Source organism: Brevibacterium moorei, assembly GCF_024580735.1.
GTDB lineage: Bacteria > Actinomycetota > Actinomycetes > Actinomycetales > Brevibacteriaceae > Brevibacterium > Brevibacterium moorei.
The window spans coordinates 1-10003 of the sequence record NZ_JANIJX010000043.1; the positions used below are offsets into that span (position 1 = coordinate 1).

Annotated in this window: 5 protein-coding genes; 4 read left to right on the plus strand and 1 reads right to left on the minus strand. The window is 65.9% G+C overall.

What is annotated here, in order from left to right:
* The first annotated feature begins 199 nt into the window (after positions 1-199).
* From NQ034_RS15735 to NQ034_RS15745, 3 genes are all read left to right on the plus strand, one after another.
* The gene (locus NQ034_RS15735; RefSeq protein ID WP_257049983.1) at positions 200-622 is read left to right on the plus strand and encodes a (deoxy)nucleoside triphosphate pyrophosphohydrolase; all 423 of its coding nucleotides are present in this window, start codon (positions 200-202) and stop codon (positions 620-622) included.
* Between the two features lie 42 nt (positions 623-664).
* Complete coding sequence (locus tag NQ034_RS15740) at positions 665-1588, plus strand: HNH endonuclease (RefSeq protein WP_257049984.1); 924 nt, start codon at positions 665-667, stop codon at positions 1586-1588.
* 200 nt (positions 1589-1788) lie between these two features.
* A complete protein-coding gene (locus NQ034_RS15745; protein WP_257049985.1) occupies positions 1789-7611 on the plus strand; it encodes a DUF4011 domain-containing protein in 5823 nt (1940 codons plus the stop codon).
* Positions 7612-7756: 145 nt separating this feature from the next.
* Here the strand turns inward: NQ034_RS15745 and NQ034_RS15750 are convergent, their stop codons facing one another.
* On the minus strand, positions 7757-8590 hold the full coding sequence (locus tag NQ034_RS15750; RefSeq protein ID WP_257049986.1) for a GntR family transcriptional regulator: 834 nt from the start codon (positions 8588-8590) through the stop codon (positions 7757-7759).
* Between the two features lie 194 nt (positions 8591-8784).
* Between NQ034_RS15750 and NQ034_RS15755 the strand changes: the two genes are divergently transcribed.
* Positions 8785-9807 (plus strand): 1-aminocyclopropane-1-carboxylate deaminase, encoded by a 1023-nt coding sequence (locus tag NQ034_RS15755; protein ID WP_257049987.1) that lies wholly within the window; start codon positions 8785-8787, stop codon positions 9805-9807.
* Positions 9808-10003 lie beyond the last annotated feature (196 nt).

The following is a 10003-nucleotide window of genomic DNA, read 5'->3' on the forward strand; positions in this document are numbered from 1 at the left end:
TGGAACGGCCCGACCACCGCGGCGACACGCGCAGGCACATCACACCCGAACAGTACAATCACCTACAACATGAGACAACGACGCCGCGATCAAGCACAAACCCCAACCCGTGAAAAATCGAGGCTAGTGTGGACGGGGATGCGTGCAGCGGATCCTATTCAGCGGAAGAAAAGCGTAAAGAAGAGCGAGCGGTGAAAAATTGAGGACTCTACCTGTCGTCGGGGCTGTTTTCCGAAATGGAGACTCGATTTTGGCCTGTCGGCGTAGACCCGAAAAATCTGCGGGAGGATTGTGGGAGTTTCCGGGTGGAAAGATTGAGCCCGGGGAGTTGCCTGAAGTTGCTTTGGCGCGTGAACTTCGGGAGGAGCTAGGGTTAGAGCATGTCGTCATTGGAGAGCGTGTCTTCCGCCAGGCAACGATGAATGATGAGGGACTTATCATCGACCTGGATTGCTACTGGGTTGAGGGGATTGCCGGAAACCCTGTCAGCAGCGATCATGACCGAATGGACTGGGTTCCAGTGCGTGAACTTAGGTCGTTGACCTGGGCTGGCCCCGATGTGCCAATTGTTATAGCAGTCCAAAATCAGCTACGCACAGACCAGGGCGGCACCCAAGCGTAGCTATTCGGGTAATATGCAGTCAGGTGTAGTTGAGGAGGCCGTGTGGCAGAACCGCTTGGGCTACGTGCTGAGGCAATCGAGTGGGTAAATATGGCGTCCGATGGCGGTCGCTTCCCGCTCGAAGTGTCTCATATTGACGACTTTCAGTTTCGCGGAGAGGCGTTCTCCTTGCGTGGTCAGCAAGGAATCCGTAAACCGGCGAAATTTGATGCGGCACTGACCGTCCAGACGAATCTTCCCAAAAAAGGTCGGGAGCATCCTTATGAGGACAGTATCGGCGAGGACGGACTCCCGCGGTACTCGTGGCGAGGTGATGACCCGGACCAATTTGAGAACGTCGGCCTGCGGGTGGCAATGCGGCAGCATCTCCCTATTATTTGGTTCTGGCAAATATCGAAGTCACCATCTAAATACAATGTTATTGCCCCAGTGTATGTTATTGGCGAGGAAGTAGAGAGGAAACGTTTTGTTCTCGCTCCTTTGCCGGATGACAACCTAGCTGGCGATATAGACGAATACTCCGGCCATGAAGAAGTAACGCGTCGGTACCTACTTTCCCAGACGAAGCGCCGCCTCCATCAACCAGTGTTTCGATCGCAGGTCCTGGATGCCTATAACAACATGTGTGCAGTGTGTTCCTTGGCTCATCCGCAGTTGCTGGATGCTGCGCACATCATCGATGACAGTGATGAACATGGAATCGCCTCTGTGGTGAACGGGCTGGCACTGTGCAAAATTCATCACGCAGCCTACGACAAGTTCTTCATGGGCATCCGACCCGACTATGTCATTGAGCTAAGGCCCGATCTTCTGACAGAGAAGGACGGCCCGATCTTGGAATTCGGTATGCAAGCGCTGCATGGTAAGAAGTTGTCGAACCTGCCCAGATCGAAGAGCCTGCGTCCCAGCTCTGATCGACTCCAAGCCAAATTCGATCTATTTACCAGAGGTAGCAAGATCGGTTAGCTTCTGCCCACCCCGCCCATGAGCGGCCGTAGCGTTTGCTCCCTCATAGGCCGGTTCGGCTGAGGGCCTGATGCACGGGCCCCAGACGGCAAGGTCGAACTGGTCTCGCAGCATGCCGAGCACCTTCCTGTTTCAGGGTCGTGTCAGTACCGTGAAGTACCCTGGAAATCGCAGTCGTTGTAGTCGATTCAGGGAGTGACGTGCGCGATTCGAACAGTGTGGTGCTCGGCCTGACCATGGCGGTCGGCCCGGTGCTGGGCGATGCCATTCTGCAGTCTTCGGTCGCGGACGTCGATGAATCATTCTGGCTTGCCGCGCTGCAGGCGGCCGATTCCGGTACCGGACCGAATGCGGGACCATCGTCCCAGGCCAGACAGCCTGCTGCGAACCGTCCGCGCAGCTTCTGGAATATGCGGGACCAGCTCGAGGCGATCGCCGCGCACGGGCGCTATCTGCACCGTGGCGAGAACCCGTTGATGCGCGACTGGGCGAATGAACTGTCCGCACTCATCGACCAGGCGGACTCCGACGTCGAAATGCGCTCCGGCGATGTGGACCGCTTCCTCGAAACCCTGCAGCTCCTCCTGGAATCCCTGGGCTCCAGCCTGCCGGAGGGCCTCATGGGCTCGTCCACCGGCGCAACTGCTCAGCCGGCCCCGTCGGCGCAGTCCGGTGCAGCCGAATCCGGTGCGGCCGAGCCAGGTGCGGCCTCGGCGGCGGAAGCAGTGCCGGGCGCTGCCCCGCACCGGTCGTTGACCCTGGAAGTGGGTGGGCTGCGCGCGAACATCGAACTCGCCGCCGCCTACACCCGCCGGCTGACGGGCATGGGCGTGGGCCCCATCCGCGCCCTGTCCATTACCAACACCGCCGAACCGGACCAGGCCGGTCCCTCGGCGCTCGCGGCCTGCCAGATCATCGGCACCTCGGGCACGGTCGAATGGACCGCCCCCCGGGTCGAGGTCGCACCGGGGGAGACCGTCGCACTGACCCCCGCGGAACTCGCATGGGTGCCGGTCCTGCCGGGCGCGGCGTCCACGGGCTCCGACGACCTGCACGCGGAATTCGATATGTCGGTGGGTGGGCGCTCGCGTGCGGCCGACATCGCCGTTCCCCTGCTCACAGACGATGAATGGCGCTCCGATCTGCCGCCGGAACTCCTCGTCGACTTCATCCCGTTCTCCTCACCCCGGGTGGCCAGGATGGCGCGCGCCGTGGAATCCGTGGTCAACGCGCTCGATGAACCGGAGGACGCCGACTACGCGGGCGCGGTCAATACGGAACTCAACCGTGTGCTGGGCACCTCTGTGGGCGATGCCCGGACCCCGGATGGCGGCCAGCGGCTGCGCCATGTCACGCACCTGTTCACCGGTACCAACGGCGCTGACCATGCGAACGGCGCTGGTGGTGCCGCGGGTCAGGACATCCGGGTCACCGGCATGGAACGCGCGCTCATCGCGGCGGCCGTGTTGGAACTGCTGGGCTGCTCGGCGGTGTTCGTGATGACGCCCGACGGGGTGCGCTGTGGATTGGGCAATCCGGAGACCTCGCCCTTCGATGCGCGCACACTCAGCCGCGGCGCCTTCTCCGCCGACATCAGTGGAGTCGAGCCGGTGGGCGGATCGCGTGCCGCCTTCGAATCCGACGCTCTCTACATCGTGCGCGTCGCGGATCTGCTGGACCGGGCCACCGCCAACAGTTCGGCCGGCGACTCTGCGCTGGGCGAGGGGACGACGCGTCCACCCATTCTGTCGCGCTGGCTGAAGGAACTCCTGCAGCTGGACAATCGCAATCCACTGCTGCGCATGGCCAAGACTGCTGGTGCGCGGATTGTGGTGCCCGAGGACCGGCTGGCCCTGTTCGAGGACGCCTTCTCCTCCGGAGAGCGCTTCGACTTGGCACCCCTGAGCAAGCGGGTCAGCGCGGCGGCGAACACCCAGGAGGCGAACCCCGCCCCGCAGCCCGTTGCGAAACCCGGGCGACCGGTGATCCGGCCGGCGGTCTCCGACAGGGCGGGCGCCTCGGCCACGGGGAATCGGGTCCCGTCGGCATCGGTTCCCGCGGCTCCGTCGGTCCCTCCCACGGTGGGCGCGGCCGAGGACGCCTTCACGGCGGCGCTGGACGCACACCAGTTGCAGGTTGAGCCGCTGCGCGATAACTACCGCAAGCTCCTGACCAACCTGCAGGCGCAATCGGAGAAGTCCCGGGAGGAATCGGGCAAGACCACTCTGCACCTGGTGGTGGGCGCCGTGACCTGGCAGGACGATGCCGGGGACGAATCGACTTCGCCCCTGTTCGTCGCGCCGGCCAATCTGACCGGATCCGCCGATACCGGCTTCGCCCTGGCGCTGGAACCCGGCTATGCCCTGGAGCCCAATTTCACCCTGCACGAGAAGCTGCGGCAGGTCACGGGGGAGGAGGTCCCGTCACTGCTGGAACCCGTGCGGGACGCCTCCGGCATCGACGTCGATGCGACATTCGAACGAGTCTCCCAAGAGTTGAGCGCGGCTGGGATCCGGCATCGGATTCTGCGTCACGCCCGGCTCCTGCCCCTGGATTTCGCGACCCAGGTGCTGTGGTCCGATCTGCGCGACAACTGGGCGACCCTGCTGGACAAGCCGGTCGCGGACCAGCTGACCCGTCGATTCGGCACGCCGTTCGCGGACCCCGCCGGGGACCGCGCGCTGACCCCTGCCGACGAAGTCACCACCACCCTGGTGCAGCCGGCCGACGGCAGCCAGCTGCGGGCGATCGCCTATGCGGGTGCAGGCAAGTCCTTCGTGCTCGAGGGCCCTCCCGGCACCGGCAAGTCCCAGACGATCACGAATATGATCGCCGATGGTCTGGCGCGCGGTCGTCGGATCCTGTTCGTCGCGGAGAAGCGCGCGGCGCTGGACGTGGTCTTCGGGCGGCTCAAGGACGCCGGCCTGGGACATGCGGTGCTGGATCTGCACGACGCCAAGCAGAGTCTGCGCGACGCGCGGGGGCAATTGCGCGAGGCGCTCGACCGGTTGCCCTCAGGTGGTACGGCTGCCGCTGCGGCGGGGGAAATGGGCGCCACCGGTATGCCCGGTGCTGCCGCCGGCACAGCTACTGCCACCGGCGCAGCGACCTCGGCTCCGGTTACCGGAACCGACCGGCTGCGGGCTGCGCTGCATGCCTCGACGGATCTGTTGCGCGCCTATCCGAACGACGTGTTTCACGTGAAACACGGGCAGGACTCCCGGGGTGAGCCCCAGTATCTGTGGGACCTGTTCAGGGTGCAGCTGGAGCGCGAATCCGAATTCGACATGACAGGCGGGTGGCAGCCGGCCGAAGTTCCCGCTGCCGCGGATCTGAGCTCCGAACAGGCGGAGCACGCAGCCGATGTGGCCAAGCGGTTGCGTCGGGCCCGTCGGCACGCCGACTCGAGCCCGGACGATGCGGCCACGCTGGCCAAGCTCGATGCGCAGGCCGACGCTATGGCCGGCCTGGGGCTTTCGGATGCGGCGCAAGAGGTGCGCGCGGGAAGGTCTGCCGACCAGCTGGCGGAGGCGATCCTCCTGGCCAATTCCCGCGCCGCGCTCGACCGCGCCCTTGCCGAGCTGGAGGACCCCGCCGCATTCACGGGTCGTCCTGCCGCGGTGCGTCGCTATATCGAGCAGGCGCGCGCCCTGATCCTGGCGCATCGTGCGACCCCGCCCGGCGCGCTGGGTGATCCGCAGCGGGCCCTTGAAATCGACGATGCCTTCCGCGCATACGTGCGGGGCACGTCCTCCGGCTCAGTGCGCACCTTGTTCGAGGAATACGGAGAGCAGGTCCTCGCCGCCACCCCGTGTGTGCTCATGAGTCCTCTGGGTGTGGCCAAGCACCTGCCCGCCGGGTCCATCGAATTCGACACGGTGATCTTCGACGAGGCCTCGCAGATCAGGCCCGCCACCGCCATGAGCGCCCTGGGCAGGGCACGTTCGGCGGTGATCGTGGGCGACCGGAAGCAGATGCCACCCCCCACCGAATTCACCGGTCGCGTCGATGGCGGGGACGCAGGGGATACCCTGGCGATTCCCCAGGGTCGCCTGGAATCGCTGCTGACCCTGGCGGGCAAGGCGGGCTTCGAACACCTGAGCCTCGACTGGCACTACCGCAGTTCCAATGAGCAGCTCATCGCGTTCTCGAACCGCCGGTACTACAACGGCAAGCTCATCACCTTCCCCAACCCGCCTGCGGTGGCAGGGGAGGGGGCCGCGGATGGTGCGGGGACCTCGGCGTCGGATGTGCCGGGTGCGGGTGCTGCGGACCCGAGTGCTTCGGACCGGGCTGGTGCGCCCGGCGCGGGTGCGCTGCCGATCGGTTATACCTTCGTGCGCGGTGTGCAGGAGCGCAAGCCCGGCTACTCGGCGAAGGTCAACGAGGCGGAACGGGATGCGGTGGTCGAACGGATCGCCGGTCTGTTGGCCGAACAGCCGGACAAGTCGATCATGGTCGTCACGTTCAACTCGGCACAGCAGGACTACATCGCCGCGGCCCTGGCGGAGTCGAAGGACGACGGAATCGTCGCCGCGATGAACCGGGACGTGGAGCCGCTGACGGTCAAGAACGTCGAAACCGTCCAGGGCGACGAACGCGATATCGTACTGTTCTCCATGACGTACGCGCCGGATGCCGAAACCGGTCAGCGGTCGAACAACTTCGGGCCGGTGGCCCGCCCGGGTGGCGAGCTGCGCTTCAACGTGGCCATCACCAGGGCCCGTGAACAGGTGCAGATCTTCGCCTCGATGCACGCCGCCGACATCACCATCGGCAAGTCGACCAGGCCCGGGGTGCGCGATATGAAGGCATACCTGGCGATGGCGGAGGAGGGCGTGCTGCCCCGCGTCGAGGCAGCACCCCAGGGCGACGACATCTTCCGCGATCGAGTGGCCGAACAACTGCGCGCCCGCGGCTTCGAGGTCGAGGTGGGCGTTGGCGAGTCCGAGTTTGCCGTCGACCTGGCCGTGCGCGAGGCCGCCGACAGCGTGCCGGGTACGGCCGGTGGCGCGGGGGGCGCGGCCAGTGCGGACGGTGCTGGTGCCGAGAGCGCGGCTCCGTGGTCGGCCGTCCTGTTGGACTCGCCGCTGTGGGCCGGCCGTGCGACAGTCTGGGACCGTGACGGCCTGCCCGTGACGATGCTCGAGGACCGTATGCACTGGCACCGCGTCGCCCGCCTGCTGTCCGCGGACTGGGCCCTGGATCCCGGTGCCGCTCTCGACCGCCTGATCGCGCAGTTGCGTGAAACGGATGCCGAAGCCGGGCCTGCCGGTACGTATGACGAGGCCGGTGCTGCTGTTGATGTGGCGGGTGAGGTCGATGGTGTGACCGCTGCAGCACCTGCCACCGATGCGACTACTGCCGACGTGGCTGCTGCTGGTGCAAGCACTGTCAGTGCAGGCACCGCCGACGCAGCCACCGGTCCGACCGCCACCGGTCCGACCTCGGGCATCGTGGAGGAACAGTACGTTGAGGCCCCCGTCCGCGCGGTTGACGACAAGACCCTGCTGGATCGCGTGGAGCATTCCGAGGAGGCGCGTGAGCGGGTGCGTGGGCACATCGCGGACATCCTCGCGCTCGAGGCCCCCATTGAGAAGACCGAACTGCTCCGGCGGGTAGCTCTGCGCATGTCCCATAAGCGGCTGCGCGATCGTATCGCCGCGCAGATCGCCCCGCTGGTATCGCAGCGCACCCTGGCCGAAGACGACGGGAGGGAGTTCGTCTGGTCCGATGAGCAGGACCCGGAGGCCTACAACGTCTACCGTGTGCCGGGCCCGGGCCAGGCGGCGCGGAACCTGCAGGACATGAGCCAGCGGGAACTGGGCAATGCCATCGTGGCCGCTTTGAGCCAGGACGGTGCCGCGACCGGGGCCGACCTGCTGGCCGAGGTGGTGGAGATGTTCGGCGGTCGGCGCACCTCGAAGCCGGCGCAGGACGCCTTCAACAGGGCCATCAGCCTGGCCGAGCGGTCCGGCCGCATCACCCGTACCGCCGAGGCCGACGGCTTCACCCTGGCCTGAGCGCAGTCGGGGCCCGGCGAACACCACCGGGCCCCATGAACACCACGTGAGCGCGGGAACTACCTGCAATAGCAGGTAGTTCCCGCGCTCACGTGGTGTTCATGCGCTTGTCGGGAGTCTGCAGGCTCGTCGGGAGTTCTGGTGTTCAGTCCCGTGGCGCGATCGTCAGCCAATTCTCGCGGGTCAGGCGCGCCGCCTTCTCGTACTTCCCCTTCTTCAGGGCGTGCAGGATCTTCGCGTGCTTATCCGGCGAGTCCATTCCGGTCATCGAACCGAAGTGTAGATACTCGGACCTGCGCAGGGCCGCGGTGACGTCTTCGAGCTGTTCGGCGATGAGCAGATTGCCGCACGCCCGTACGGGCACCATGTGGAATTCCTCGTCGGCGGCGATCGCGGCCTCGGCATCGCCTGCCTCGATCGCCAGTTTCAAGCTGGCGTTGGCCGACTTCATCCACCGCAGCTCGGTCTTGCCCAGCGGGCGGAAGCCCTGCGGTGCTGCGGAGTCCTTCGCGTCCTCGGCCCCGGCGGACGAACCCTCGGCATCCGAATCCTCAGCGTCCTCGTCCCGGGGCGATTCCGGCCCGCCGCCGATCACGGCCGCGGTCTCGGCTGCGTACACATCGGGTTCGCACAGGGTGATCGCCAGGGCGTGCAGTTCCGCCGCGATCTGCTGGGCCCAGCGAACCCGATGCGGGTCCTCGGCCGCGACGATCGTCGCCTTGCCCGGAGTCGCGACGACCAGGCCCGCCCTGGCCAGCCGCAGGATCGCCTCGCGGATGGGTGTGCGGCTGGTGCCGAAGCGCTTGCTCAGCAGGGAGTCGCGCAGCCGCGTGCCCGGTGCCAGCTCGCCCCGGACGATCGCATCGCGCAGCTCCCGGTAGACGGTGTCGCGCAGCAGCGCGCGGGCCGGCGGCATCGCACCGTCGGTCGCCTCGCCCCCGGTTCGCGAGGCCTGCGCCCGGACGCGGGTATCGGTCATGTGCTCTCTCCTCGACTTGTGTATATTGCGTCGTTTATGTTGTGTACGGCACATTCGATGCTACATTGCAGGTACTCGATATATCGCACATCCCGACACGTAATGCCACAGAGGATCCGCCGGATGGGCACCGAATCCTCGGGCGCCGTCACTCGGATGCGGTCCTCCACACGCCGCCACACGCGAGGAGCCCCATGTCCATTCACGATTTCGAACGCTACGACCTGACCTTCGGCCCCAGCCCCGTCCACCGCCTGCCCCGCCTGAGCGAACACCTGGGCGGTGCGCAGATCTGGGCCAAGCGCGAGGACTGCAACTCCGGCTTGGCATTCGGCGGCAATAAGACCCGCAAGCTCGAGTACATCGTGCCCGATATTCTGGCCAGCGGCGCCGACACCCTGGTGTCGATCGGCGGCTACCAGTCCAACCACACCCGCCAGGTCGCCGCGCTCGCCGCCCACCTGGGGTTGAAGGCCCGTCTGGTGCAGGAGCGCTGGGTCGACTGGGATGACCCCGGCAATGACCGGGTGGGTAATATCGAGCTGTCGCGCATTATGGGCGCCGACGTCCGCCTGGACCCCGACGACGGCTTCGACATCGGCATCCGCTCCAGCTGGGAGGACGCCCTGGCCGAGGTCGAGGCCGCCGGCGGCAAGCCCTATCCGATCCCGGCCGGGGCCTCCGAACACAGGCTGGGCGGATTGGGATTCGCAAACTGGGCTTACGAGGTCGCAGCTCAGGAACAGCAGTTGGGCGTCTTCTTCGACACGATCGTCGTGTGCACGGTGACCGGTTCGACGCAGGCGGGCATGATCGCGGGCTTCGCTGCGCTCCAGGACGCGGGGGCGAGGCCGCGCAAGATCATCGGGATCGACGGTTCGGCGACTCTGGAGAAGACGATCGATCAGGTAACCCGGATCGCGAACAACACCGCCGAGCTGATCGGCCTGGGCCGGGCCATCCGGCCGGACGAGGTGACGATTCTGCCCGGGTGGGAGGGACCCGCCTACGGCATTCCGGACGATTCGACGGTCGCCGCGATCAAGCGCCTGGCCCGGCTCGAGGGGGTCATCACCGATCCCGTGTACGAGGGCAAGTCGATGGCCGGGCTGATGGACCTGGTGTCCGACGGGCGGATCGGGGCGGACTCGAATGTGCTCTATGCGCACTTGGGCGGCCAGATTGCGTTGAGCGCCTATCCCGGCATCTTCGACTGAGGCGGTGTGGGCGGCCCTGCCCAACATCACATGCGCAAACCTGCAACGCATACGCGTATATACGTATGCGCCCTCTTTGCCAAGCTGGTTGTGAGTCAGTCACGATCAAGCAAAGGAGAGTGATCTCGCATGGTCAGCGTTGTGGGATTCACCGTCGAAGAGGTCCGTGAGTTCGTTCGCGAGTACGAGCGTCAGC